Source organism: Virgisporangium ochraceum (genome assembly GCF_016863655.1).
GTDB classification, from domain to species: domain Bacteria; phylum Actinomycetota; class Actinomycetes; order Mycobacteriales; family Micromonosporaceae; genus Virgisporangium; species Virgisporangium ochraceum.
Genome location: NZ_BOPH01000036.1, coordinates 29,137 through 53,187 on the forward strand (window position 1 = coordinate 29,137; position 24,051 = coordinate 53,187).

At 74.1% G+C, this 24,051-nt stretch carries 22 protein-coding genes and 1 pseudogene; 9 read left to right on the forward strand and 14 right to left on the reverse strand.

Annotated elements, in window-relative coordinates; genetic code table 11:
* Positions 1-283: 283 nt before the first annotated feature.
* Positions 284-415 (reverse strand): annotated as a pseudogene (locus Voc01_RS54640) (LLM class flavin-dependent oxidoreductase); the annotation flags it as partial.
* 531 nt (positions 416-946) lie between these two features.
* Here Voc01_RS54640 and Voc01_RS14995 point away from each other — a divergent pair.
* Positions 947-1,438, forward strand: a complete 492-nt coding sequence (locus tag Voc01_RS14995; protein WP_203928018.1) for a metallophosphoesterase family protein — start codon at positions 947-949, stop codon at positions 1,436-1,438.
* Between the two features lie 22 nt (positions 1,439-1,460).
* Positions 1,461-1,844: a VOC family protein gene (locus Voc01_RS15000; RefSeq protein WP_203928019.1), complete on the forward strand. Its 384-nt coding sequence runs from the start codon at positions 1,461-1,463 to the stop codon at positions 1,842-1,844.
* On the opposite strand, the gene Voc01_RS15005 is transcribed toward Voc01_RS15000, so the two are convergent.
* Positions 1,816-3,291, reverse strand: coding sequence for a methionine--tRNA ligase (locus tag Voc01_RS15005; RefSeq protein WP_203928020.1), 1,476 nt, complete (start codon positions 3,289-3,291; stop codon positions 1,816-1,818). The two genes, Voc01_RS15000 and Voc01_RS15005, sit on opposite strands and share 29 nt — an antisense overlap.
* 225 nt (positions 3,292-3,516) lie before the next feature.
* Between Voc01_RS15005 and Voc01_RS15010 the strand changes: the two genes are divergently transcribed.
* The 3 genes from Voc01_RS15010 to Voc01_RS15020 all read left to right on the forward strand — a co-directional run bounded on the left by Voc01_RS15010 (position 3,517) and on the right by Voc01_RS15020 (position 6,948).
* Positions 3,517-3,909, forward strand: a complete 393-nt coding sequence (locus Voc01_RS15010; protein ID WP_203928021.1) for an SRPBCC family protein — start codon at positions 3,517-3,519, stop codon at positions 3,907-3,909.
* A gap of 35 nt (positions 3,910-3,944) precedes the next feature.
* Positions 3,945-4,922, forward strand: a complete 978-nt coding sequence (locus Voc01_RS15015) for a hypothetical protein (protein ID WP_203928022.1) — start codon at positions 3,945-3,947, stop codon at positions 4,920-4,922.
* 85 nt (positions 4,923-5,007) lie between these two features.
* Positions 5,008-6,948, forward strand: a complete 1,941-nt coding sequence (locus tag Voc01_RS15020; RefSeq protein ID WP_203928023.1) for a hypothetical protein — start codon at positions 5,008-5,010, stop codon at positions 6,946-6,948.
* Here the strand turns inward: Voc01_RS15020 and Voc01_RS15025 are convergent.
* From Voc01_RS15025 to Voc01_RS15055, 7 genes are all read right to left on the reverse strand, one after another.
* The gene (locus Voc01_RS15025) at positions 6,930-7,268 is read right to left on the reverse strand and encodes a hypothetical protein (protein ID WP_203928024.1); all 339 of its coding nucleotides are present in this window, start codon (positions 7,266-7,268) and stop codon (positions 6,930-6,932) included. The genes Voc01_RS15020 and Voc01_RS15025 overlap by 19 nt on opposite strands.
* Positions 7,269-7,278: 10 nt before the next feature.
* Entirely contained in the window at positions 7,279-8,004 is a 726-nt protein-coding gene (locus tag Voc01_RS15030; RefSeq protein ID WP_203928025.1) for a hypothetical protein, read from the reverse strand.
* Positions 8,005-8,062: 58 nt separating this feature from the next.
* A complete protein-coding gene (locus tag Voc01_RS15035; RefSeq protein WP_203928026.1) occupies positions 8,063-10,024 on the reverse strand; it encodes an elongation factor G in 1,962 nt (653 codons plus the stop codon).
* Positions 10,025-10,144: 120 nt separating this feature from the next.
* Positions 10,145-10,984 (reverse strand): ABC transporter permease subunit, encoded by an 840-nt coding sequence (locus Voc01_RS15040; RefSeq protein WP_203928027.1) that lies wholly within the window; start codon positions 10,982-10,984, stop codon positions 10,145-10,147.
* A complete protein-coding gene (locus Voc01_RS15045) occupies positions 10,981-11,937 on the reverse strand; it encodes an ABC transporter ATP-binding protein (RefSeq protein ID WP_203928028.1) in 957 nt (318 codons plus the stop codon). The genes Voc01_RS15040 and Voc01_RS15045 overlap by 4 nt, the downstream gene beginning before the upstream one ends.
* Positions 11,934-13,001 carry a hypothetical protein gene (locus Voc01_RS15050; RefSeq protein ID WP_203928029.1) on the reverse strand — a complete coding sequence of 356 codons (1,068 nt, stop codon included), beginning with the start codon at positions 12,999-13,001 and terminating at the stop codon, positions 11,934-11,936. The genes Voc01_RS15045 and Voc01_RS15050 overlap by 4 nt, the downstream gene beginning before the upstream one ends.
* On the reverse strand, positions 12,985-13,491 hold the full coding sequence (locus Voc01_RS15055; RefSeq protein WP_239160206.1) for a sigma-70 family RNA polymerase sigma factor: 507 nt from the start codon (positions 13,489-13,491) through the stop codon (positions 12,985-12,987). The genes Voc01_RS15050 and Voc01_RS15055 overlap by 17 nt, the downstream gene beginning before the upstream one ends.
* 837 nt (positions 13,492-14,328) lie before the next feature.
* Between Voc01_RS15055 and pdxR the strand changes: the two genes are divergently transcribed.
* Together pdxR and helR are read left to right on the forward strand one after the other, a co-directional pair.
* Positions 14,329-15,738: a MocR-like pyridoxine biosynthesis transcription factor PdxR gene (gene pdxR, locus Voc01_RS15060; RefSeq protein ID WP_203928031.1), complete on the forward strand. Its 1,410-nt coding sequence runs from the start codon at positions 14,329-14,331 to the stop codon at positions 15,736-15,738.
* Between the two features lie 160 nt (positions 15,739-15,898).
* Complete coding sequence (gene helR / locus Voc01_RS15065; RefSeq protein WP_203928065.1) at positions 15,899-18,022, forward strand: RNA polymerase recycling motor ATPase HelR; 2,124 nt, start codon at positions 15,899-15,901, stop codon at positions 18,020-18,022.
* Here the strand turns inward: helR and Voc01_RS15070 are convergent.
* Both Voc01_RS15070 and Voc01_RS15075 read right to left on the reverse strand, forming a co-directional pair.
* Positions 18,019-19,182 (reverse strand): hypothetical protein, encoded by a 1,164-nt coding sequence (locus Voc01_RS15070; protein ID WP_203928032.1) that lies wholly within the window; start codon positions 19,180-19,182, stop codon positions 18,019-18,021. The genes helR and Voc01_RS15070 overlap by 4 nt on opposite strands.
* The gene (locus Voc01_RS15075; RefSeq protein WP_203928033.1) at positions 19,179-19,658 is read right to left on the reverse strand and encodes a SigE family RNA polymerase sigma factor; all 480 of its coding nucleotides are present in this window, start codon (positions 19,656-19,658) and stop codon (positions 19,179-19,181) included. Before Voc01_RS15075 ends, Voc01_RS15070 begins: the two co-directional genes overlap by 4 nt.
* A 150-nt stretch (positions 19,659-19,808) precedes the next feature.
* On the opposite strand from Voc01_RS15075, the gene Voc01_RS15080 reads away from it, so the two are divergent.
* The gene (locus Voc01_RS15080; protein ID WP_203928034.1) at positions 19,809-20,315 is read left to right on the forward strand and encodes a SigE family RNA polymerase sigma factor; all 507 of its coding nucleotides are present in this window, start codon (positions 19,809-19,811) and stop codon (positions 20,313-20,315) included.
* Positions 20,312-21,556: a hypothetical protein gene (locus Voc01_RS15085; protein ID WP_203928035.1), complete on the forward strand. Its 1,245-nt coding sequence runs from the start codon at positions 20,312-20,314 to the stop codon at positions 21,554-21,556. Before Voc01_RS15080 ends, Voc01_RS15085 begins: the two co-directional genes overlap by 4 nt.
* 6 nt (positions 21,557-21,562) lie before the next feature.
* Here Voc01_RS15085 and Voc01_RS15090 read toward each other — a convergent pair whose 3' ends face one another.
* The 3 genes from Voc01_RS15090 to Voc01_RS15100 form a co-directional block, all read right to left on the reverse strand.
* Positions 21,563-22,189 (reverse strand): DJ-1/PfpI family protein, encoded by a 627-nt coding sequence (locus Voc01_RS15090; protein WP_203928036.1) that lies wholly within the window; start codon positions 22,187-22,189, stop codon positions 21,563-21,565.
* Between the two features lie 9 nt (positions 22,190-22,198).
* Positions 22,199-23,143, reverse strand: a complete 945-nt coding sequence (locus Voc01_RS15095; protein WP_239160207.1) for a GlxA family transcriptional regulator — start codon at positions 23,141-23,143, stop codon at positions 22,199-22,201.
* 84 nt (positions 23,144-23,227) lie between these two features.
* Complete coding sequence (locus Voc01_RS15100; protein WP_203928037.1) at positions 23,228-24,028, reverse strand: SDR family oxidoreductase; 801 nt, start codon at positions 24,026-24,028, stop codon at positions 23,228-23,230.
* Positions 24,029-24,051: the final 23 nt, after the last annotated feature.

Here is a 24,051-nt window from a genome sequence, read left to right on the forward strand (position 1 = left end):
CTGCGGTCGGGTACGTCGCGACCGATCTTGGACGTCTGTGCATGCCCAGAGGGTGCACGATCGTCCAAGGTCGGCTTGGCGGCCGGTCGTCGGCGGGTGGCGGGGGGTGGCGGTGGGTCGGCGTGTCCGAAAACCGCGAGTCGCGGTGCGGCGGCCGGTTCGCCGGCTGCGTGGCCGGGGCGGGCCGTGCGGCGGCGAGGTGGGCGGCCTCGACGAGGTCGGCCGCGCCGATCCGGAGGTCGGCGGGCGTCAGCAGCGAGGGGAACCAGCCCTCGCCCAGCAGCCGCGGAAGCAGGCGCAGCGCCGTCTCGGTGCGGGGCCCGCGCTCGGCGTACGGGACGCCCGCCGCCGCCCACTGCGCGGCACCGCCGCCGGAGCCCACGCCGAGGATCAGCCGGTCGCCCGACACGTGCTGCGGGGTGGCGACGCCACCATCCTTGGACCTCGACCCTGGTTGAGCTCAACCGCCCGCCGACCCCGGTACCCTGCCCGTCGTGGACGACGCGGTGCCGCCCGCGATGATGCCGGCCGACCCTCGACGCGAGGCGCCACGTGCGTCGGGTGCTCGAGCGGGCCTGTTGGCTGCCGCCGGAGCGGATCGCGTCGGTGCGAGGGTTCGCCCGGTCGCTGCCGGCGGCCGCGCCGCGCGGGCCGGGGGTGCCACCGGTCGCGTCGATGACGTTCGGCCTCGTGCTGTGGCGGCTGCTGGCCGTGCGGAACCTCGACCGCGGCACCGTCTGCCGGCTCGTCGGCTGGCCCGAGACCCTCCTGTACGGGCTCACGGTGGGGCGTGTCGAGCCGACACCGCGGTGGGTGACGGTCCTCGGCGGCGTGCTCGACCTGCGCACCGACGACCCGGCCGCACTGGCTGGCATGCCGCCGCCGGAGGGAACGCCGTCGCGGACCGCGCCGGCGCCGTGTCTCGGTGGGGCCATAGGCTCGGGGCGTGCGACTGGTCCTGATGTCCGACACCCACGTTCCCCGGCGCGCCCGCGACCTGCCCGCGCCGTTGTGGGCCGCGGTCGACGCGGCCGACGTCGTCGTGCACGCCGGTGACTGGGTGGAGGTGGCGCTGCTCGACGCGTTGGAGGCGCGCTCCGCCCGTCTCCTCGCCTGTTACGGCAACAACGACGGCGCCGCGCTGCGCGGGCGCCTGCCCGAGGTCGCGCGCGCGGAGTTCGGCGGCGTGCGGTTCGCCGTGGTCCATGAGACGGGACCGGCGACGGGACGCGAGAAGCGCTGCGCCGACCGGTTTCCCGACGTCGACGTGCTGGTCTTCGGCCACTCGCACATCCCGTGGGACACGACGGCGCCCGGCGGGCCGCGGCTGTTGAACCCCGGCTCGCCCACCGACCGGCGGCGCCAGCCGCACCACACCTACCTCACCGCGACCGCGGCCGACGGCCGGCTCACCGACGTGGCGCTCCACCGCCTGTAGGGCCGTCTGTGAGGATCGGGACATGACGCATCGCAGCAGGCTCTCCACGATCCTCATCGACACGCCGGCCGCCGAGGCGCCCGCCGCCGCCACGTTCTGGTCGCAGGCGTTGGGCGCGCCGACGCAGTCGCCGCCCGACGAGCCGCAGTTCACCGGGCTCCGCGACGCGCTGCCCGACCTGGTGCTCGCGGTGCAGGCCGTCGACGACCAGCCGCGCTACCACGTCGACATCGAGACCGACGACGTCGACGCGGAGACGGCGCGGCTGGTCGCCCTCGGCGCGGTCGAGGTGAACCGGTGGCTGGAGTGCCGCATCCTGCGGGCACCCGGCGGTCACCTGCTGTGCGTCATCCCGCTGCACAGCGACCCCGCGACGTTCACCCGGCTGTCGCGGGAGTGGCCGTGAGGATCCGCGGGAACAGCGGCCGCGGCTCGGGCAGCCGGCCGTCGACCGGCGTGCACCGGGCGGCGATCCGGGCCGCGGTGTCGGGCAGGAACGGGGCCAGGTGCTCACCGAGCGCTCGGCAGGCGCGCAGGAGCACGTCGAGCGCGTCGTCACGGTCCACTGTGGACAGATGCCAGGGCCGGGTGCGTTCGATGTAGCGGTTGGCCTCCTCGACGATGGTCCACACGGCGGCGGTGGCGGCGCGGAGGTCGAAGGCCTCCAGCGCCGCGTCGACCCGCTGCGCGACCTGCGCGGTCAGCCGGTGCTCCGGTCCGGTGCCCACCGGCGGGCGTCCGTCGTTGTATTTGTGGACCATCGTGACGACGCGGTGCACGAGGTTGCCCAGTCCGCCGGCGAGATCGCCGTTGGCCCGGGCCACGAGCCGCTCGACGGTGAAGTCGACGTCTCCCACCCGCGGGACCTCGCGCAGCAGCCACCAGCGCACCGGGTCGGTGCCGAACCGGGTCACCAGGTCGACCGGGTCCACGGCCGCGCCCGTAGACTTGCTGATCTTCTCGCCGTCGACGGTGAGGTAGTCGTGCACGAGCAGGTCGGTGGGCAGGGGCGCGCCGGCCGACAGGAGCATCGCCGGCCAGTAGACCGCGTGGAAGCGCAGCACGCCCTTGCCGAGCAGGTGCACGCGCCGGCCGTCGCCGGCCCACCAGCGGCGGTAGTCGGTGGCGTCGTCGGCGTAGCCCAGCGCGGTGAGGTAGTTGCCGAGAGCGTCCCACCAGACGTAGATGGTCTGGTCGGGGTCGTCGGGCACCGGGATGCCCCAGCCGCGGGCCCGCGTGTGCGACCGGGAGATGGAGAAGTCCTCGAGCCCCTGCGCGATGAAGCTCAGCACCTCGTTGCGGCGGGCGGCCGGCTCGATCCGCAACTGTCCACTGTGGATGATCTCGGCGAGCCGGTCCCGGTACCGCGACAGGCGGAAGAACCAGTTCTCCTCGACCACCGGCTGCGGCGGGGTGCCGTGTTCGGGACACCGGCCGGCGCGGAGCTCGGCGTCGGTGTAGAACTGCTCGCACCCGACGCAGTACAGCCCCCGGTAGTGCCGGCGGTACAGGTCGCCCGACGCGGCGCAGGCGCGCCACAGCCGTTCCACTCCCGGCCGGTGGCGCGGGTCGCGGCTGGTGCGGATGAAGTCGTCGAACGACAGCACCAGCGGGTCGCGCAGGGCCTCGAACGCGGCGGCGTTGCGGTCGACCAGGTCCTGCGTCGGCACGCCCTCGGCCTCGGCGGCGAGCACGTTCTTCAGCGAGTTGTCGTCGGTGCCCGACAGGAACCGCACCGGCTCGCCGCGCTGGCGGCGATGTCGGGCGAGCACGTCGGCCTGCACCAGTTCGAGCGCGAACCCGAGGTGCGGGCGGGCGTTGACGTAGGGGATGGTCGTGGTGACGTAGTACATCGGAACCTCCTGGAATCCACCGGGGCCCCGAAACGCGGTTCAGAAACGCGGTTCAGAAACACGTCGAGGCCCCGTGAACGGGGCCTCGGATCGTCGTCCGTGCAGCGTCAGCTAGCCCCGCTGGCGGGGCATCATCACGAAGACGGACGGTCGCATGTGGACAACGGTAACAGAGTGTCCGTTCCGTTCAATACGGTCCGGCCGGCGGTCTTCTACCGTGACGCCATGACCTCGCGACACGTCAGCACGTACATCGACCGGCCCCTGAAGGAGGTCTACGACTACGCGTCGGACCCCGCGAACCTGCCGGAGTGGGCCCCGGGGCTGTGCAGCTCCGTCGACCGGGTCGACGGCCGGTGGGTCGCCGAGTCGCCCATGGGGCGCATCGTGCTCGACTGGGCGCCACCCAACGAGTTCGGCGTGCTCGACCACCACGTCACGGTGGAGTCGGGGGAGACGTTCTACAACCCGATGCGGGTCACCGCCGACGGCACCGGCTGCGAGGTGGTGTTCAGCGTCCGCCGCCAGCCCGGCATGACCGACGGGGAGTTCGACCGCGACGCGAACGCGGTCCTCGCCGACCTCGTCGCGCTGAAGCGCAGGGTCGAGGGCGCGTAGCGGAACCGCGTGCCGGCCGGCCGCGTCGGACAGGCATGCGGACTCCCCTTCTCGCCGGGCTCGTGATGGTTCTCGTGGCCGGCTGCGGCGGCTCGGCCGGATCGGCCGGCTCGGCCGGTGGCCCGCCCGGGGCGCCGGCCGAGCCGCAGCCCTCGTGGACCTCCTGCTCCGCGGTCGGCGCGCCGGTGCCCCTGCCGGACCTGAACCCGGCCGAGTCGCTCCAGCTGCCCCGGCTCGGCGCCGACTTCGAGCCGACGGCCGTGGTCGTGTGCCGGCTGGAGCCCGACAAGCGGGCCGACGGCGCAACGGACCTCGTCGCCGCCGAGAGCCGCGCCGACGGACCCGACGACGTGGCCGCCGTGCTCGACGCCGTCCGGCTGCCCGACGAGCGCCGCACCACCGGCGCCTGCACGGCCGACCTGCCGGGCGTCCCGTGGTTCGCCCTCGTCGACGCCGACGGCCGGTGGGTGCGGCCGGGCACCCCGGCCGACGCGTGCGGGAAGATCCGCATCGAGGTTCGGCGGGCGGTCGAGAACCTCACGCTGGTGCGCGTCTCGGCGCGCCCGGTGCGCGAGCTCGAGTCGTCGGGGGCCGCGGCGACCGGCTGCACCCAGAACTGGGCCGACGTCGTGTGGGTCACCGGCCAGCACCGGACGGACGCGTCACCTCCCACCGGGGAGGACCCGTTCCCGTCGGCCGCCGCGCTGCGCGTCTGCGTGTACCGGGTCCCGCCGGCCGAGCGGGGAGGCGGGAAGCCGACCGGCACGTTCGAGCGCGGGTCCGAGCTGCCGGCGCAGCGGCGACCGGCGCTCGCGGCGGCGTTGAAGCAGACCACCGCCGCACCGGCCTGCACCACCCCGGCCAGCCTGTTCGCCCTGGTCCGCCCGGCGGACGACACCGCCGGCACGCTGTACGTCGAACTCGACGGCTGCCAGCGCGTGGTGGTCGAGACGGGCACCGACGCCGGCCGGCTCGGCAGGGCACACGCCACTCTGGTCGCGCTGTTCTCGTGAGCGCGGCCCGGTGACCGAGAGTCACTTTGCGGCATTACGGATAGTGGGTTTCGCGTTCGGCGAATCGAGCCCTATCGTGTGCGGGGTGTCCGCCGCTGTTCAGACACGTCCGGTGAACCATGCCCACCCACCGTCCCGGCCAGCACGGCCGTGGCTCCGCGCCGGCATCCTGTTCACGCTGGCGTTGGCCGTCCCCGCCCTGACCCACCTGGTCGGGGCCGACTGGCTGCTGCCACCCGCTCTCCTCGTCGCCACCGCCGGGCTGTTCGGCGCGGGCCGCACGCTGCTCGACCGGCTCCTGCTGACGACCATGCTGCTGGCCGGCGCGACCTGCGCCGCCGGGCTGCTGTTCACCGCCTGGCCGTTCGGGATGCACCCGTGGCCGGTCGCGACGCTCGCGTTCCTGGTGCTCGCCACCCTCCACGTCACCGGTCGGGAGTGGCGGCTGCCCCGGCCCACCGTCGGCGACGTCGTCACGCTCGGTGCGGTCGCGGTGGTGGCCTGGTACGTGGCCTGGCCGTACCTGCGGACGGGCACCATCGGCCGGCTCGGGCTGATCACGGGCGGTGAGGACCAGGCCCGCCACGTGACGATGGTCGACGTGATCCGCCGCCTCGGCGGCTACGCGTTCCCGGAGCGCGCGGCGGACGTCCCCGACCTGTACGACATCCTGCGGTACTACCCGTCGGGCTGGCACCTGAGCGCCGGCCTCCTCGACAACTTCGTCCGTTCCGGTACCGGACCGGGTGCGATGCCGGAGTTCGTCGACCACTACGTGATGTTCATGGTCGCGACGTACGTGCTGCTGGCCCTCGCGATCATGTGGGCCGCCACGTGGATCGCCGGGCCGCTGCTGACCTGGCCGCGGCGGATGCCGCTGCTGGCCGTGCTGACCATCGTGCTGATCTACGGCGACCTGTCGATCTTCCCGATCTTCGGGTTCCCGGGCCAGATGCTCGGCCTCGCGTTCCTCGCCGTGCTGGTCGCGATCCTGGCGCGGCCGCCCGCGTCGTTCCGGCAGACGGCGGTGCTCGCCGCGGCGATGCTCGTCGGAATCGGGTTCAGCTACCACCTCTACCTCCCCGCGGCGGGCCTGGCGATCGTGGTCTGGCTGTGGCGGCGCCGGTCCGACGTCCTCCGCCACCTGCTGTTCGTCGTCCCGGTCGCGGTCGTCGCCGGTGCGCTGGCGTCGGTGGTCTCGGTCGTCGGGGTCGCCTACGCGAACCAGGACGACAAGTTCGGCGACGCCGGCGGCGTCTTCCCGATCCCGCGTGGCCTGCTGGTCACGCTCGCGCTCGTCGTCGCGGCGGCGGTGCTGTCGCCGGCCGGGCGCCGGCTGCGGGTCTGGCGGGCGTACGGGGCGACAGCGCTCGCCGTCGCCGCGCTGCCGGCCGCGTTCCTGGCCCACCAGAAGCTGACCGACGCCGAGGGCGTGTACTACCTCGAGAAGTCCCTGCACGGCATGCTCGTGACGCTGCTCGTCGGGCTCGGCGCGGTCACCCTGTTCATGCCCCGCCCGAAGCGGCCGGCCGGTCTCCTCGGCCGCCCCGCCGAGGTGGCGTCGGCGGCGCTGCTGGCGGTCGCCGTCGCGGTCGCCGGCGGGCTGGTGGTCGACACCCGCCCCTACGAGCCGACGAAGGTGGAGCAGACCGCCCGCCAGTGGCACGCCGGGAAGCCGGCCCGCAACAACGTGGTCGCCAACTGGGTCACGACGGTCGACGACCAGGTGCCGGCGCGGGCGGGCGCGGCGACGATCGTCGTCACCGAGGGCTCGTACGCGACGCTGATGTGCAGCCTGTACCTGGCGATGCTCCAGCGGACCTCCGGGCGGGTGCAGCCGTACTTCACCCAGTTCCTGCCGGAGAGCCCGGAAGGTCCCGTGGTGCACTTCGTGCAGACGATCGACCGGGTGCGCACGCCGGTGCTCCTGGTCCCGACGACGCCCAAGGCCCGGGAGACGGCCGACCAGGTGCGGGCGCAGCGCCCCGACCTCGTGGTCGACGTCGTCTACGTCCCGGTGGAGTGAAGCGCGTCGGGGTCGACGCTCCACCGGTCGAGGAACTCGGCCACGGTCAGCTCGTCGAGCTGCTGACGCACGTGGTCCAGCAGGTCGGCGGTGGCGCCGTCGACCCGCAGCACCGTCGCGCCGGTGTCGCGCCGGGTGACCTCCAGGTCACCGAGCACCGGTGACCGCGGCGGCGGCCCCGACACGTCGGCGACCACCCCGACGAGCGCCGTGAGGAACAGGCGGACGAATGCCCACCGCGACGCCGACGGCGCGCCGACGATCGCGGCGGCGAGCACCAGAACCGCCGGCGAGCCGGGGTCGGGGTCGGGTGGCGGCACGTGTCGGACCCTAACCCGGATCGAGCGGGGTGATGGTGTAGCGGCCGCCGCCGACGAACAGGCAGGCGCCGAACGCCGGCAGCGACCACGACCACCACCCGTCCTCGACGTGCAACGACACCGCGAACCGCTGCTGGAGCTCGGTGAGGATGTTGAGCAGCACGTCGCCGCCGGCCAGGATCGGCACCGGCCGGAGGTCGAAGCGCCCGTAGATGATCCCGTCGACGACGGCGCCCATCCAGGCCGGCGGCTCGCGGTCGCCGAAGCGCACCCACACGGCCTCGTGCACGTCGGCGCGGAGCGCCGCGTCGTCGTCACCGGCGACGCCGAGCCCGTACAGGATCGTCGCGAGGCCGGTCGTCAGCCGCGGGAACGCGGTGACCCAGGTGGTAAGCGTGTAGTCCGTCGGGCCCAGGCTCAGCACCAGGTTCAGCCGGGGCATCACCCAGCGCCAGCGGTCGCCGTCGCGGTCCATCCACAGCGACCCGCCGTCGCGGGTCGTCACCTCCAGGAGGACCGCGACGAGCCCGTCCGGCCCGCCGGGGCAGGGCACCGGCTCGTCGGTGGCGCGGCCGGCGAGCACGGCGTCGAGGAGCGGGCCGACCCAGGGCCGGTCGTCGAAGGTCCGGGTGACCGCGCGGTCGACGGCCGTCCGCAGCGCGTCGTCGTCGGCCTTGGCCAGCCCGAGGCGGTGCACGATTGTCGCCAGCCGCACGGTCAGCGGCGGGTACGTCATGGACATCCACGGTCCTCCCGACGGCGGGCCGGCGCTGTCCGGTACCTGTCGGACAGGGTCACCGCTGGACGCGCAGGTACTCGTCGAGGTTGCGCGGGTCGGGGGTGGTGCGCCCGCGGACGGGTGGGCTGCCCGTCACCGGCCGGTAGCCGCCGAAGTCGGTTTCGATCGAGCCCTCGCCGCCCGTGGTTCCCGGCAGCTGGCGCTGCACCGCGGGCACCGCGGTCGCCGGGAGCAGCGCCTCGACGGTGACGAGGTCGCCGTCGCGGGTCTGCGCGGTCACGACCGCCGACGCGCGCCCGAGCACCGCGAGCAGCGGCCCGACCGTCTCCGCCGGCACCTCCACCCGCGCCCGGGCCAGCGGTTCGCAGACCCGCGTGCCGGCCTCGGCGAGCGCCCGCATCAGCACCACCGGCGTGAGCCGGCGGAAGTCGGCGGCCGTGGTGCTGGGCGCCTGGTAGCCGCTGCGGACCACGGTCACCACGCAGTCGGTGACCTCCCAGCCGCACAGGCCCTCGGCCAGCGCCGCCCTGATGTAGCCGGCCATCATCGCGGCGAACGCGTCCTGCCGCTTGTACACGTACATCGGGATCGAGGCGAGGTCGACCTCGGTGCGCACGGTGACGCCCGACCCGGGTGGCGCCGGCTCCACCCGCAGCCCGAGCGTCGCGGTGAACGGGTTGCCCGGCGCGAAGAGGACCTCGGCCGACGAGCCCGTTCCGGCCGGGCGTTCGACACAGATCGGGGTCGTGTCGCGGAACGTCACCGCGACGCCGTACTCCGCGGCCAGCGTCGCGGCGACGACCTCCTTCTGCACCTCGCCGTACAGGGACAGCGAGATCTCGTGCCGGACGTCGTCCTGCCGGACGTCGATCAGCGGATCCTGCGCGGCGAGGAACGCGAGCGCCTGGCGCAGCCCGGCCCGTTGCTCCGGGTGGTCGGGCACGACCACGGTCGACAGGGTGGGTGGGGCGAAATGGCGTGCGGTCCGTGCGTCACCTCTGATGGTGGAGACGGCACCGACCGTCACGACATCGCCGACCTGTACGGACGCCAACCCCCGGACGGCGGCGATGCCGCCGGGCCCGACCTCGCCGCCGGCGACCTCGCCGCGGTCGGTGAAGACGCCGAGCGCGGTGACGCGGCCGACCCGGCCGCCGCGGGCGCTGACCCGGTCGCGCACGCGCAGGGTGCCCGTGTCGACGCGGACGTACGCGACCGGGCCCTTCTCGATCTTGAACACGCGCCCGACGAACGGCGCGCCCGCGTCGCTGGTCGCCGCCGGCAGCAGCGTGACCAGCGCCCTGACCAGCGGCTCGATCCCGGCGCCGGTGATCGCCGACCCGAAGAACACCGGATGCGCGATCATCGCCTCCACCTGCCCGGCGAGCGCGGCGTGGAGGCGCTCAACGGTCGGCTCGCCGGCGAGGAACTCGGCGAGGAGGGCGTCGTCGCGTGCGCTCAGGGTGTCGACGAGCCGGCGGCGGGCCTCGGCGGGCCGCCACGGCAGGAACCGCGCGTCCGGCCTGCCGAGCCCGGTGGCGCGGCCCATCGCGACGGCCGCCGGGGTGAGGCGCCGGGTGATCGCGTCGAGGGTCCGCGCGTCGCTCGCGCCCGGTCGGTCGATCTTGTTGACGAACACCAGCGTCGGGACCCGCAGCCGGCGCAGCGCCCGCATCAGGACCCGCGTCTGCGGCTGCACGCCCTCGACGGCCGACACGACGAGCACGGCGCCGTCGAGCACCTCGAGCACCCGGTCGACCTCGGCGATGAAGTCGGGATGGCCGGGCGTGTCGATGAGGTTGACGAGCGTGCCGTGCGCGGCGAACGACGCGACCGCCGACCGGATCGTGATGCCACGCTGGCGTTCGAGCTCCAGCGAGTCGGTCGACGTGGTGCCCGCGTCGACGCTGCCGATCCGGTCGACGACGCCCGCCTCGTAAAGGAGGCGTTCGGTCAGTGACGTCTTACCGGCGTCGACATGGGCGAGTACTCCGAGGTTGAGGGTGCGGCGAGGCAAGCGGGAAGCCCTTCACGGTCATGAATCCTCCACACGTGGACATGACCAGGCCTCGCATGACCTCTCCCTTCCTCGGCAGACCCGCATTGTCGACGATGGGCGGCGGCCGCCGCACCCGATTTACAGGTCGCGGCGGTGGAAGGCCAGCGTCGCCAGCCCCAGGACCAGGGCGGTCCACACCACCGTCCACGCGATGTAGCCGGCGCTCAGCGGCGTGTCGCTGAGGAACGGGTGGCCGCGGAACGCCTCGCTGAACTGGAACAGCAGCGACGGGTCCTGGAACGCGTTCATCGCGCCGCGCCACAGGCCGTCGGTCGGTAGCAGCATCCGCGACACCGTGCCGACCTGCTCGACGCTTCCGTTGTTCAGCGCCCGCCCGACGCCGCCGACCACGCCGGCGACCCAGGTGGCGCCGAACAGCCCCACGGCCACGATCCCCGACGCCATTGGCGAGATCGCGGTCGACAGCAGCAGGCCGAGGGTCAGCAGCACGATCGTCTGTGCGGCGAGCAGCGCCAGGCCGGTCGCCGGACGCGGGGGCCAGTAGCCGGTGGTGGTCCGCACGATGAGCAGCTGGGTGAGGCCGGCGAGCAGCACGAAGCCGCCGCCGAAGGTCACCAGGCCCAGCCACTTGCCGGCCAGGACCGACGCGCGGTGCACCGGCCGCGCCAGCATCGACAGCGCTGTTCCGCTCTCGATGTCGCCGGCCAGCGTGGGACCGGCCAGGAACGCCGTCCCGAGCGCGGCGATCAGGCTCAACCCGAACATCACCAGGTTGAGTACCGCCGCGGTGGCGATGGTCGACTCGCCGGTGGTGAGCCCGTCGAACTCGGCGTTGATGCGCCAGAAACCCCAGGCGCTGAGGCTGAGCAGCAGCACCGTCAGCACCGCGAGCGAGCGCAGCACCTTGCGGCGGGCCGCCTCCTGCAGGGTCAGGGCGGCGACGGTCAGAATGATCATGCCTGGTCCCCTCGGAGAATGCCCAGCAGCCGCTCTTCCAGGCTGATCCGGCCCGGTTCAACGGAGTGGATGCGCACGCCCAGGCCGGCCAGGTCGGCCACGAGATCGGGAACGTGCGCGTCGTCGTGGTCCGGCGGCAGGGTGACCGTGTACGCGTCGCCCTGGTTCGTGAGCCGACCGGCGGCGGCCAGCCGCTCCCGCGCCTCGGGTGTGACCCCGTCGAGGCGCATCCGCAGCTCGCGCTGGCCGAGCAGCTCGGCGAGCGTGCCGTCGGCGGCCACCCGGCCCTTGTCGAGGATCACCACCCGGTCGCAGACCCGCTCGACCTCGCCGATGAGGTGCGAGTTGAGGATCACGGCGACCTGGCGCTCCTTCAACTCCAGGAGCAGGTCGCGCACGTCGGCCCGGCCGAGCGGGTCGAGGGCGCTGGTCGGCTCGTCGAGGATCACCAGCTCGGGACGGGCGACCAGCGCCACGGCCAGCCCGACCCGCTGCTGCATGCCCTTGGAGAAGCTGCCGACCCGGTCGCCGGCGCGGTCGGCGAGGCCGACCATGGCCAGGCACTGGCGTTGCTCCTCGGCCGGCACGGTGATGCGGGCGAGCCTGGTGTGCAGCATGAGCACCTCGGTGGCGGTCAGCCACGGCTGGTACCGGAAGAGCTCCGGCAGGTACCCGACGCGGGCGCGGGCCCGGGGGTCGGCTCCCGGCCGTCCGAGCAGCAGCACCTCACCGGCGTCGGGCCGCACCAGACCGAGCAGCATCTTGATGACGGTCGTCTTGCCGGCGCCGTTCGGGCCGAGCAGGCCCAGCACCTCGCCGCGGCCGACGGTGAACGACACGCCGTCGACCGCGGTCTGCCGGCGGTACCGCTTGCGCAGCCCGGAGCACCACACCGCCGCGGTGGCGGGCAGGTCGGCGACGAGCTGCTGGGCGGCGTCGATCGAGGCGGTCATCGACCCGCCTTCAGGCCGCGCGCGACCGACAGCACCTCGTCGACGCTGAGCGGGCCCGCCACCGCGGTGACGATGCCGTCCTCGACCCACACCACGCCCGCCATGAGACCGTCGCGCGAGGCCAGCACGGTGGCTTTGACGCCACCGACGTCGGCGGTGCTGGTGGTCATCTTCTCCGCCTGCACGAACAGCGGCAGCGTGCTGCCGTCAGCGGAGAACCCGCGTAGCTGCGACTTCACGCTCTCCGGCACGTTGGGCAGCGCCAGGACGTAGTCCCGGGCGGTCGCGAACGGGACGTCCGTCGAGTACACGGCCGGCGCCACCGCGCGTCCCACGATCATGGCCGGGACGCCGCGGTCGAGCCCCCACACCGACACCACACCCGGGCCGGCGGTGAACCGGAACCGGCTGCCGTCGAGGCCCGGCGGTGGCGGCGGCGGGGTGGCGCCGAGCGTCTGCGCGGTCTTGGCCACCGAGAACGTGAAGTTCGCGCTCGCCTGCGGGCCGGCGAAGTACCGCGGCTGCCCGGTGACCCCCCGCGGCAGCCGCTCGACCCGCGGGACGGCCAGGTTGCTGACCTTCTCGGCCGCCGCCGCGTCGGCCACGGGCCGGACGTCGACCTTCGAGGTGACCTCGAGCGTGCCGACCTCGTCGAGGTCGGGCAGGCTCACCAGGTCGGCGCGGGGCGCGGTGACCGGTGCCACCCGCTCGGCCCGGAAGATCTGCAACCAGTCCGTGGCGGCGGCGGTGCTCGCCCCGCTGACGATCACGGCCACCCCGACCACGGCGACGAGCGGGCTGCGCAGCGCGGCGCGCCACTTGCGCTGGGTCGGCACCCTTCCCGGGGTGGCGTCGAGGCTGTTCGACAGCCGTAGCCAGGCGGCGTCGACGTCGGCGGGTTGGCTCTGCTCCAGCACTCGCGCGGTCATCTCCGCGTCCTCCTTCATCGTGGCCAGCGTGGACAGGCACACCGGGCAGTCCCGGACGTGCTCGCGGTCTGCGTCGGCGACCCCGGCCGGCTCGTCCAGGAGCCGGCGGATCGTGCCGTCAGCCGGATGCCGCATGACGGTTCAACTCCTCCCGAAGGGCGGCCTCGGCGCGTCGCACGGTGGTGCCGACGCTTCCGGGCGAAAGATCAAGGGCGGCTGCGACCTCGGCGTAGCTCAGGCCGCTGTGCTTGAGCACCAGCGCCACCGCCTGCCGGCGGGGCAGCCGGGCCAGCGCCGCCCGCACGCGGCGGCGTTCGTCGTTGGTCACCACCGCGTCGGCGATGTCGGCTTGAACCTCCTGCTGCGAAGCGCGTTCTTCCCGGGACGCGCGGCGCCGGCCCGACCGCAGCAGGTTGAGCGCCGTGTGTGCCGCGGCGACCGAGAGCCACCCGGGTGCCTCGTTCGCGGTGACCGTGGTGCGGGCGAAGCTCAGGAACACCTCCTGTGCCACGTCCTCCGCTTCGTCCCGCGAGCCGAGCACCCGCGCGGCGACCGCGACCACCCGCGGGTAGGCCGAACGGAACACCTGCTCCAGGTCCGCCCGGACGACCTCTCGGTGTGCCACCGCCACCCGCCCCTGTCTCACCCGTACCGGACCGACCGGCAGGGCCGCGGCCGACGCACTGACGCCTTTCCTCACATTGGTAGAGCACCGCCGACCCCCGGGATGTGACAACCCGCCGCGGTTCCCGCCGTCCCGCCGCCGCCCGCCGCCGTTCCCGCGCCTCTTCCCGCGCCTCTTCCCTCGCCGATCTTGCACTTGTGGCCGCCCTTATTTCTGTGTATGTCCGCCTTTATCGGGGGCCACAACTGCAAGATCGGCGCGCGGTGGCGAGGCCCAGGACGGGCGTGACGCGGCGGGTGGGCATGGCGCGGCGTGGCGGGCATGGCGCGACGAGGCGTGACGAGGCGTGACGGGTGTGTTCGGCGGGCGGGTTGTGGGAGGCGTGGCGGTGCGCGATGCGGGGTGCATGGCGGTGCGCGGGGTGTGCGGAGTGCGTGGCGTGGCGCGGCGGGCGCGGCGGGCGCGGCGGTGCGCGCTGCGGGGCACGGCGGTTCGAGGCCCGGCGGTGCGACGCCGGTGGTGCGGCGGTGCGAGGCCGGTGGTGCGGCGGTGCGAGGCCGGTGGTGCGGGGCCGGTGGTGCGGGGCCGGTGGTGCGGCGGTTGGAGGCACGGCAGTGCGCGGAACGGAATGCGCGGAACGGAATGCGCGCGGAGGTGGGGTGGACGGATCGCCGGCGCCCCCCGCCGGCGATCCGTCGTCTGCGGCACTCCGCGTCCCCCGTTGTGAACGGAGTGCCACGCGGGTTCCCCCGACGGACCACCGTAGGGCGGCCGGCGGACCCGCGCACAGGGCCAATTCACCGCCACTTTGATGGGTCCACCTAGAATCTCCCGACGATGGAGCTGCATTTCCAGATCGACCGCGACGCGAATCTGGGCGAGCAGATCTACCGGCAGATCCGCGCCGGCATCCTCGGGATGCGGCTGCGGGCCGGCGACGCGATGCCGGCCAGCCGGCAGCTGGCGGTCCGGTTGGGCGTCAGCCGCAACACGGTCACGTCGGCGTACGACCGGCTCGTGGCCGAGGGGTACCTCGTCACACGCACCGGTGCCGGCACGTTCGTCAACAGCCTGGCGTTGCCGGACGGCGCGGCGGCCGACACCGGCTCCGGGCGGCCGGCCGGCCCGCTGCGGCCACGCGCGGTGTGGACCGGCATGGCGGTGCCCGGCGACCTGAACGACACCCCCGCGTTCGACTTCCGCGTCGGCGTGCCCGACGTGCGGCTGTTCCCGCACACCACCTGGCGGCGGCTGGTCGCCGACCAGTTGCGGGCCAGCGCCATGGGCGTCGCGATGCCCGGCGACCCGGCCGGGCACGACGGGCTGCGCGCGGCGATCGGCCGCCGGCTGTGGCTCTCGCGCGGGGTGACGGCCGGAGCCGGTGACATCGTGGTGACGTCCGGGACCCAGCAGGCGATCGACCTGATCGGGCGCGTGCTCCTGGAACCGGGCGCGTGCGCCGCCGTCGAGGAGCCCGGGTACTGGGCGCCGGCGAACGCGTGGCGGTCGGTGGGCGCGCGGGTGGTGCCGGTGCCCGTCGACGGTGAAGGCCTTGTCGTGGACGCGCTGCCGTCGGACGCCCGGCTGGTGTACGTGACCCCGTCGCACCAGTTCCCGACGGGCGTGGCGATGTCGTTGCGGCGCCGGATGGACCTGCTCGCCTGGGCCAGCCGGCACGGGGCGGCGATCGTCGAGGACGACTACGACAGCGACTTCCGGTACACCAGCCAGCCGCTGGAGTCGTTGCACAGCCTCGACCGCGACGGCCGGGTGCTGTACGTCGGCACGTTCTCGAAGGTCATGCTGCCCACGCTGCGGGTCGGTTTCGTCGTGCTGCCCCCCGACCTGCGCGACGCCGTACGCGCCGCGAAGTTCGTCGCCGACTGGCACACCAGCGTGCCCACGCAGGCGGCCCTGGCCACGTTCCTCGACGACGGCGCCCTGTCGCGGCACCTGCGCCGGGCCGGCCGCGCCTACCGCGAACGCCGCGAGCGGATCACCGCCGCCCTCGCCGGCCCGCTGTCGCCGTGGCTGTCGGTGATCCCGTCGGTCGCCGGTCTGCACCTGAGCGCGTACCTGCGGGAACCGGTCGACCTCGAGGAGCCGCTCGCGCGGGCGGGACTGGCGATGTGGGGGTTCACCGGGCCGGGCGGGCCGGGTCTCATGTTCGGGTTCGGCGCGATCCCCACCGACCGCGTCGACGAAGGGCTGCGGCGGCTGCGCCGCTGCCTGCGCGCGGCGTCGTAAAGGGCCGGTGGGCGCGGTAGTCGGGCCGGTGGGCGCGCGATAGTCGCGCCGAGGGCACGAAAAATGGGAGGACACAACTCCTCCCATTCATAACGTATACCGCACCCCGGGGCTTGCGGCAAGACCCGGGTGATGGCGCACAGTCCTTGGCGTGAACTCCGTGACCACCCGCGCCTTCGACCTTCCCGAACGGCTGCGCGGCAAGGCCGATCCCGCCCTCATCGCCCGCGACGAGCGGCACTTCGCGGCGATCGCGGAGAGCCTCGAACGGACGGTCGCCGACCTGTCGCAGCGCCTCGACGCCGCGCGTAGGGCGCCGGCGCGCAAGGGCCGGCAGGCGGTCGACCGCGACCAGGAGGTGCGGCGGCTCACCGCACGGCTGCGCCTGCTGCGCCGCTACGACCTCGACCTGTGCCTCGGCCACATGGTGCGCGACGGCGAGACCGTCTACATCGGACGGCGTGGCCTCACCGACGACTCCGGAGTCCGCCTGCTGCTCGACTGGCGGTCGCCGGCGGCGGAGCCGTTCTTCGGCGCGACCCACGCCAACCCCATGGGCCTCACCAGCCGCCGCCGGTACCGCTGGACCCGCGGCCGGATCACCGACTACTGGGACGAGGTCTTCACCGCCGACGGCCTCGACGGGCACGCCGCGCTCGACGACCAGTCGGCGTTCATCGCCAGCCTCGGCGGCAGCCGGTCGCCCCGGATGCGCGACGTGCTCGGCACCATCCAGGCCGACCAGGACGCCATCATCCGCGCGGGTTCCCGCGGTGCGCTCGTCGTCGACGGTGGCCCGGGTACGGGCAAGACCGTCGTCGCGCTGCACCGCACCGCGTACCTGCTCTACTCGGATCCGCGGCTCGGCCACCGTCGCGGCGGGGTGCTTTTCATCGGACCGCATCAGCCGTACCTGGCCTACGTGTCCGACGTGCTGCCCAGCCTCGGCGAGGAGGACGTGCAGACGTGCACCCTGCGCGACCTCGTGCCCGAAGGGGCCGCCGCGGTGGCCGAGGCCGACCCGGAGGTGGGCCGGCTCAAGGCGTCCGCCCGCCTCGTGACAGCGGTCGAGGCGGCCGTCCGGTTCTACGAGGAGCCGCCCGCGAAAGGCATGTGGGTCAGCACCCCGGGGTCCGAGCTCTGGGTCGGCCCGGACGACTGGGCGCGGGCCTTCGACGCACCCGACCCCGGTACGCCGCACAACGAGGCCCGCGAGCGGATCTGGGCGGAACTACTGGAGATCCTGGCCGACCGCAACGACGGCGAGGACCTGGCCCGCAACCGGCAACTGGCGGCCGCGTTCAACCGCGCGTGGCCGATCCTCGACGCGCCCGACCTCGTCGGCGACCTGTGGACGGTCCCCGCGTATCTGAGAAGGTGCGCGCCATGGCTCGACGCTCACGCGGTCCATGCGTTGCAGCGCAAGGACCCGACGGCCTGGACCACAGCCGACCTGCCGTTCCTCGACGCGGCCCGGCAGCGCCTCGGCGACCCGGAGATCGCGCGCCGCGAGCGCGAGCGCGCCGCCGCCGTGGCCGCGAACCGCGGGCACATGACCCGCGTCATCGAGGACCTCATCGAGGCCGACGACGACCCCGAGGGCGTGATGCCCATGCTGCGCCAGGAGTCGCTGCGCGAGGACCTCTTCGAGGGCACCGCACCCGTCGAGCGCGATCACGACCGGCGCGCCGGCCCGTTCGCGCACGTCGTCGTCGACGAGGCGCAGGAGCTGACCGACGCCGAGTGGCAGATGCTGCTGCTGCGCTGCCCGTCGCGCAGCTTCACGATCGTCGGTGACCGCGCGCAGGCGCGGCACGGGTTCACCGAGTCGTGGCGGGAGCGGCTCGAACGCGTCGGCATCGGTGGGAGCGGTGGATCGGGCGACGGTATCCGGTTGGCCGCGCTGGGCGTCAACTACCGCACGCCGCGGGAGGTCATGGCCGAGGCGGAACCGGTCATCCGGGCCGCGCTGCCCGACGCCAACGTGCCGACGTCGATCCGCGCCAGCGGCATCCCGGTGACGTACGGGTCCACTGTGGACCTTCCGGCGGTGCTCGACACGTGGCTCGCCACCCACGACGACGGGATCGCCTGTGTCATCGGCGATCCCGCCTTCCGCCCGCGCGAACGGGTGCGCTCGTTGACACCCGGGACCGCGAAGGGACTCGAGTTCGACCTCGTCGTGCTCGTCGACCCGGAGCGGTTCGGCGCGGGGATCGAAGGTGCGGTGGACCGCTACGTCGCGATGACGCGGGCGACCGAGCGGCTCGTGGTCCTCCGCTAGCCCACGCAGACCCACCGCAGCGGTCGGCTGGCGAGCAGGCCGGTGGCCGGATCCTTGTCGCGGGCCGACCCGTAGCCGACCACGACCCCGTTGTCGCTCATGCCGACCGCGACGGTGACGTGCGACCGCCGGTCGACCGGCAGCGGCCGCTGGACGTTGTCCGGCCCGACCAGCCGGGGCGGGTCCTGCGGCAGGAGCACCCGCCCGGTCGGGTCGACGGCGACCGGCATGGTGTCGATACCGGTCGCGGTGACCTCCCCCGTGGCGAGGTTCCAGCGGACCGCCGTGCGTCCGCCCGGAAAGTAGCTGTTCACCCTCGGGTCGGGCCGGTCCAACGACCAGTGGAGCAGGCCGGTCGCCCAGGTGCCGGTGGCGTCGACCGCGACGCCGCCGGCCGCCGCGGGCATGATGGGCAACGCCTGACCGTCGCCGTACGCGTTCCACCGGTACGGACCGCGGCCCTCGATACCACCGACCACGACGCCGGTGTCGGTGATCGCCCGGACCACCGGCGGCCCCGGCGTGGTGTAGAGCCGGTAGGTGCGCGGCTCGCCGGCCGGCCACACGATCGGGGCCGGAGTGCCCGCCGACCCGGCGATGGTTCCGGCGATGTCGCCTGCGGCGTTGATGCTCACCGCGCTGGCGCCCCCGTCCGGCGGGACCGGCAGCCGCTCGACCCGGCCGTCGCGGTAGACCCACGCGGGGCTGGCGTCGCCCGTCCCGGCGGTACCGACGACCACCCCGGACGCGTTGACGGCCGCGGCGCCGCCGGAGCCCGCGGGGAGCAGGCGCGGCTGGCCGTCGGTCCACAGGATGCCGGCGTCGCGGTCGGAGGAGCCGACGACGAACCGGCCGGTGGGGTCGATGCCGGTCACCGTCGCCGACGTGACGCCGTCGGGCAGCGGCAGGTTCTCCAGGTCGCAGTCGGTTGCCGGGCGCGCCACCTCGTCGTCGCGCCGGGGCGGGGGCGCCGCCGGTCCGCCCTGGACGGCGACCGCCGCACCGACGAGCGCCGCCGCGCCCGCGGCGACCACGGTCGTCCACCGGGTCGCCCGGCGGCGCCGCCCGATCCGGACCGTCTCGCCGATGTCGTGCCGCGGCTCGGGGAAGCCCACGTCGTGGAGCAGGGCACGCACCCGCTCGGCCTCGTCCACCGTCATCGCTTCCTCGTCTCCTCGGGGAGCAGCCGTCGGATCGCCGCCAGCGCCCGCGCCGTCTGGCTCTTCACGGTGCCGGTCGTGCACCCCATCGCCTCCGCCGTCTCCTCCACCGACAGGTCGTCGAAGTACCGCAGCACCAGCACCGTCCGCTGGCCCTTCGGCAGCTGCCGCAGCGCGGCCACGATGAGGTGGCGGTCGTCGGCGACCTCGGGTTCGGCCGCGCGCGGCTCCGGGGTCGCCCACATCAGGCGGACCCGGCTCCAGCTCAGCCGCTTCTCGTCGAGGTACCGGCGCACGAGGATGCGGTGCACGTAGGCGTCGAGGTTGTCGGCCCGCCGCGCCCGCCGCCAGTGCTGGAACAACGAGACGAACGTCGCCTGCACCAGGTCGTCGGCCCGGTGGGCGTCGCCGCACAGCAGGTACGCCGACCGGTGGACGGCCCGGGTGCGTGCCGACACGTAGTCGACGAACTCCATGCGCTTCCCCCCTCTGCCTGTCCGTCGGGCCCGGGCACCGGAAAGGTTGTCAGCCGGTCACCGCCGATTCTGATCTGTCCCATTCTGTCCGTACCGCAACCCGGGCGGCGGGCGTGAGCATCGGAGGATCAGGAAGACGAAAGGTGGGGGATGGACCGGGACCGCGAGTGCGCCGAGTACGTGTCGGCACGGCTGCCGGCGCTGCACCGCGCCGCGTACCTGCTGTGCGGCGACGCCCACCGGGCCGACGACATCGTCGCGGGCACGGTGATGGAGCTGTACCGGCACTGGCACCGGGTACGCGCGGCCGACAACGTCGACGCGTACGTGCACCGCAGCCTGGTGCGCCGGTTCAGCCAGGAGCGGCGGCTGCGGTGGGCCCGGGTCCTGCTCACCGACCGGCTACCCGACCGCGCCGCCGCCCGGCCCGACAGCGGCGTCGAGGACCGGCAGGCGCTGCGCGACGCGCTGGCCCGGCTGACCACCGCCCAGCGCACGGTGCTCGTGCTGCGGTACTTCTGCGACCTGCCGGTCGCGGAGGTGGCCCACATCCTGCGTTGTTCGGAGGGGAACGTGAAGAGCCACAGCAGCCGTGGACTGGCCGCGCTGCGCGAGATCCTCGGTACCGGGGTGGCCGTAGAGGAGGCTGACCGATGAGTGACGACAACGACGTCCGCACGCTGCTGCGCGACTGCGACATCCCGGCGACCCGGCTCGACGTCGGCGGTCTCATGGCCGACAGCCGGCGGTCGTTCCGCCGGCGCCGCACCGGGCGTGCGGCCGCCGCCGTGCTCGCGGTGGTCGCGGTCGCGGTCCCGGCCGCCGTGGTCGCGAACCGGTGGACCGCGCCGGAGCCGACCGCCGGCGACATCGCGACCGCGACGCGGGTGGTCCACCGGACGACCGTCGCCGGCAGCACGCGGGAGTGCGCCATGACGCCGCTACCCGCACCGATGGCGGGCTCCTACTCGGTGCAGGCCGTCGACGACAGGGGTGAGCGGGTCGCCGCCGTCAACTACAGCTTCCAGCCGTTGACCCTGTGGACCCGCGGCGAGCCGACGCTGTTCAGCTGGCCGGACCTGCGCGCCCAGCGGGCGAGGGCGGTGGGGGTCACCACGAGCGGCACCGTCGTCGGCTACGACCCGGGAGACCCGGGAGACCCGGGTGGCACGGCTGTCAGCTACCTCTACCGCGACGGTGCCGTGCACACGCTCGCGAAGCCCGACGGCTACCGGCAGGCGCTGGTCGTCGACGTGAACGAACGCGGCGACGCCCTCGGCACCCTCGGCTCACCCGACGACCGCACGGCGCTGGTGGTCTGGCCGGCCGGCCGTCCCGACCGGCCCCGGGTCATCGCCGAGGCCGGCCTGACACCCGTGGCGATCCGCGACGACGGCACCGTGATCGCGCTGCGGACCGGTGAGCGCCGGTCCCCGGTCGACCGCGGCGACGCCGTCGTCGTCCACCGCCCCGACGGCACCCGGCTGCGGATCGACGCCCCGCCGGGGTTCACCCTCCCCGGCTCGCTGGAGTACGGCTCGGTCCACGGCGACCTGCTGTTCACCACCCTGGCGACCGACCAGAGGGTCGAGTTCGGGTCCGACGCGGGCGAGCCGACCGGCTACCCCGCCAGCCGGCCGGTGCTGTGGAACCTGCGCACCGGGCTCGTGGAGGTGTTCGACGACCTGTTCGTCGAACGGGGGTCGCGGGTCGCCGGCTCCGGCGGCTGGTTCACCGCCAAGAAGGAACCGGCGATGGTCGCCGACCTGGCGGTGGCTCCGGACGGGACGACGCACCGGCTGCCGGAGCTCGCCAGGATCGACTGGATCAGCGCCGACGGCTCGACGCTGGTGGGTGACTACGAGGGCGCCGCCGTCACGTGGCGGTGCCCGGGGTGAGCGGGCCTAGACGGGGATCAGCCCGCGCGAGGTCTCGATGAGTCCGGGCGGCGCCTTGTGCGGAGAACCGGTGTCGTAGGGCGGCTGCGGGTCGTACTCGATCGCCAGCTGCACCGCCTGCGCGGTGCGTTCGTCGACGGTGTCGCCGAGCAGGGTGAGTGCCATGTCGATGCCCGCCGACACGCCGGCCGCGGTGACGATGTCGCCGTCGCGCACGATGCGCTCGCTGACCGGTACGGCGCCGACGCCGGCGAGCTGGTCGAGCCAGCCCCAGTGGGTGGTGGCGCGCCTGCCCCGCAGCAGACCGGCCGCGCCGAGCAGGAACGAGCCGCTGCACACCGAGGTGGTCCACCGGGCGTGCGGGTGGGCGGCGGCGATCCAGTCGAGCAGCGCGCGGTCGCCGATGGCCTCGACCGTGCCGGCGCCGCCGGGCACGAGGACGATGTCGGGACCCGGCAGCTCCCTGTACGCGGCGGTGGCCCGCAGGGTCAGCGTGCCGACGTCGTCGGTGACCGGACCCGGCTCGGCGGCGACGAACGTGACCCGCCAACCGGGCGCGAACGCGAAGACGGTGTACGGGCCGACGGCGTCGAGCGCGGTGAACTTTGGATAGAGCGGGATCGCTACGTGCATCGGATCTCCTTATCTGGTCGCGAATCTGCGGCGGTACTCGCCGGGCGCGATCCGCCAGAGGCGGCGGAACACGCGGAACAGCGTCTCGGGCGCGCCGATGCCGGTGTCGCGGGCGATGCGGTCCAACGGGTGGTCGGTGGTCTCCAGCAGCCGCCGGGCGGCCTCGGCGCGGCTGCGCTCCACGTACCGGCCGGGCGACATGCCGGTGCGTCCGGTGAACACGCGGGCGAAGTGCCGTTCGCTGAGCCCGACCCGCCGGGCCAGCGCCGGCACGCTCAGGTCGGCGCCCGGATGGGCGTCGATGTGGGCCAGCAGGTCACGCAGCGCCTCGTCGGGCGCGGGCGCCCGCAGCGCGGGGCTGAACTGGCTCTGCCCGCCCGGCCGGTGCAGGTACACCACGAGGCCGCGGGCCACGTCGCGCGCGGTGCGGGCACCGTGGTCGTCGGCGACCAGCGCCAGAGCCAGGTCGATGCCGGCGGTGACCCCGGCCGAGGTCCACACCACGCCGTCGCGCTGGTAGATCCGGTCGGCGTCGACGGTGACGCCCGGGTAGGCGGCCAGCGCCCCGGCCGACAGCCAGTGCGTGGTGGCGCGGCGACCGGTGAGCAGCCCGGCCTCGGCGAGCAGCAGCGCGCCGCTGCACACCGAGGCCGTCCGCCGCGCCAGAGTCGACAACCGGCCGATCTGCCCGGCCAGCCCGAGATGCCGTTCCACCTCCAGCCCACCGACGACCACCAGCGTGTCGATGTCGCCGGTGACCCCGGCCAGGGGCACCGACGCCTCGACGCCGATCCCGGTGTTCGCCGTGACCGTGCCGGCGCCCGCCGCCGCGACCTCGATCCGGTACCCGTCGCCCGGCGGGGCCAGCAGCGTGGCAGTGGCGAGGACATCGGCGGGACCGGCGAGATCGAGCAGCTGGAACCCCTCGTGGACGACGAACACGACCCGGCGCATGGCACCCATCGTGGTCGGGCGCCGGCGCGGCAGCAATGCCACGGGTATTGCGTTTTCTGCCATCGCGCCGCCGCCGGTGGGTGGTCAGCGGAAGTCGTCGGCGTGGTCCTCCGCCCACCGCGCGAACGTGCGGGCGGGCCGGCCCAGGACCTCCGCGACCGTGTCGGTGACCGGTTCGGGCTCGTCGACCAGGCCGGCCCAGTACCGCAGCGCGCCGGCGGCGAAGGCGTCACCCGTGACCGCGGCCATCGCTTCGCGGTACTCGTCGACGGGTTGTTCGACGGCGTACGGGCGGCGGCCCACCGCATCACCGATGATCGTCACCTGCTCGGCCATGGTCAGGGCCGACGGGCCGGTCAGTACGTAGGTCCGCCCGGCGTGGTCGGCGTCGGTCAGGGCGCGCACGGCCACCTCGGCGATGTCGCGTTCGTGGATCAGGGACCTCGACGCCAGCGGGTACGGCATCGGCACCGGCCCGCCGGCCCGGATCGCGGGCGCCCACTCGAGCGTGTTGGTGGCGAAGCCGCCGGGGCGCAGGAACGTCCACGTGTCGCCGGCGCGCCGCACGGATTCCTCGACCGCGCCCCACACGCCGCCCAGCGGGGCGCTCATCGCCGACACGTAGACCACGTGCGAGCGTCCGATCGCGCTCGCGACCGCATCGGCGCCGTCGGGGGAGAGGAACGGCCAGAGCAGGAAGACGGCGTCGGCGCCGTCGGCGGCCCGCTCGACCGACCCGGGATCGGTGAGGTCGCCGGCGATCTCGCCGTCGGCGGTCGGGTGACGCGTCATCGCGCGGACCGTGACGCCCTGCTCCCGCAGGCCGGTGACGACGTGGCGGCCGATGTTTCCGGTGGCTCCCGTGACGAGAACGGTGTGTGTCATGGCTCCACCGTCAAACTTCAACA

Bases quoted from the DNA above. Each gene is read 5' to 3' on its own strand.
- Voc01_RS15000 (WP_203928019.1), top strand. From the start codon at position 1,461: ATGACGCATCGCAGCAGGCTCTCCACGATCCTCATCGACACGCCGGCC.
- Voc01_RS15005 (WP_203928020.1), bottom strand. From the start codon at position 3,291: ATGTACTACGTCACCACGACCATCCCCTACGTCAACGCCCGCCCGCAC.
- Voc01_RS15010 (WP_203928021.1), top strand. From the start codon at position 3,517: ATGACCTCGCGACACGTCAGCACGTACATCGACCGGCCCCTGAAGGAG.
- Voc01_RS15015 (WP_203928022.1), top strand. From the start codon at position 3,945: ATGCGGACTCCCCTTCTCGCCGGGCTCGTGATGGTTCTCGTGGCCGGC.
- Voc01_RS15030 (WP_203928025.1), bottom strand. From the start codon at position 8,004: ATGACGTACCCGCCGCTGACCGTGCGGCTGGCGACAATCGTGCACCGC.
- Voc01_RS15040 (WP_203928027.1), bottom strand. From the start codon at position 10,984: ATGATCATTCTGACCGTCGCCGCCCTGACCCTGCAGGAGGCGGCCCGC.
- Voc01_RS15045 (WP_203928028.1), bottom strand. From the start codon at position 11,937: ATGACCGCCTCGATCGACGCCGCCCAGCAGCTCGTCGCCGACCTGCCC.
- Voc01_RS15050 (WP_203928029.1), bottom strand. From the start codon at position 13,001: ATGCGGCATCCGGCTGACGGCACGATCCGCCGGCTCCTGGACGAGCCG.
- pdxR (WP_203928031.1), top strand. From the start codon at position 14,329: ATGGAGCTGCATTTCCAGATCGACCGCGACGCGAATCTGGGCGAGCAG.
- Voc01_RS15070 (WP_203928032.1), bottom strand. From the start codon at position 19,182: ATGACGGTGGACGAGGCCGAGCGGGTGCGTGCCCTGCTCCACGACGTG.
- Voc01_RS15075 (WP_203928033.1), bottom strand. From the start codon at position 19,658: ATGGAGTTCGTCGACTACGTGTCGGCACGCACCCGGGCCGTCCACCGG.
- Voc01_RS15080 (WP_203928034.1), top strand. From the start codon at position 19,809: ATGGACCGGGACCGCGAGTGCGCCGAGTACGTGTCGGCACGGCTGCCG.
- Voc01_RS15085 (WP_203928035.1), top strand. From the start codon at position 20,312: ATGAGTGACGACAACGACGTCCGCACGCTGCTGCGCGACTGCGACATC.
- Voc01_RS15090 (WP_203928036.1), bottom strand. From the start codon at position 22,189: ATGCACGTAGCGATCCCGCTCTATCCAAAGTTCACCGCGCTCGACGCC.
- Voc01_RS15095 (WP_239160207.1), bottom strand. From the start codon at position 23,143: ATGCGCCGGGTCGTGTTCGTCGTCCACGAGGGGTTCCAGCTGCTCGAT.
- Voc01_RS15100 (WP_203928037.1), bottom strand. From the start codon at position 24,028: ATGACACACACCGTTCTCGTCACGGGAGCCACCGGAAACATCGGCCGC.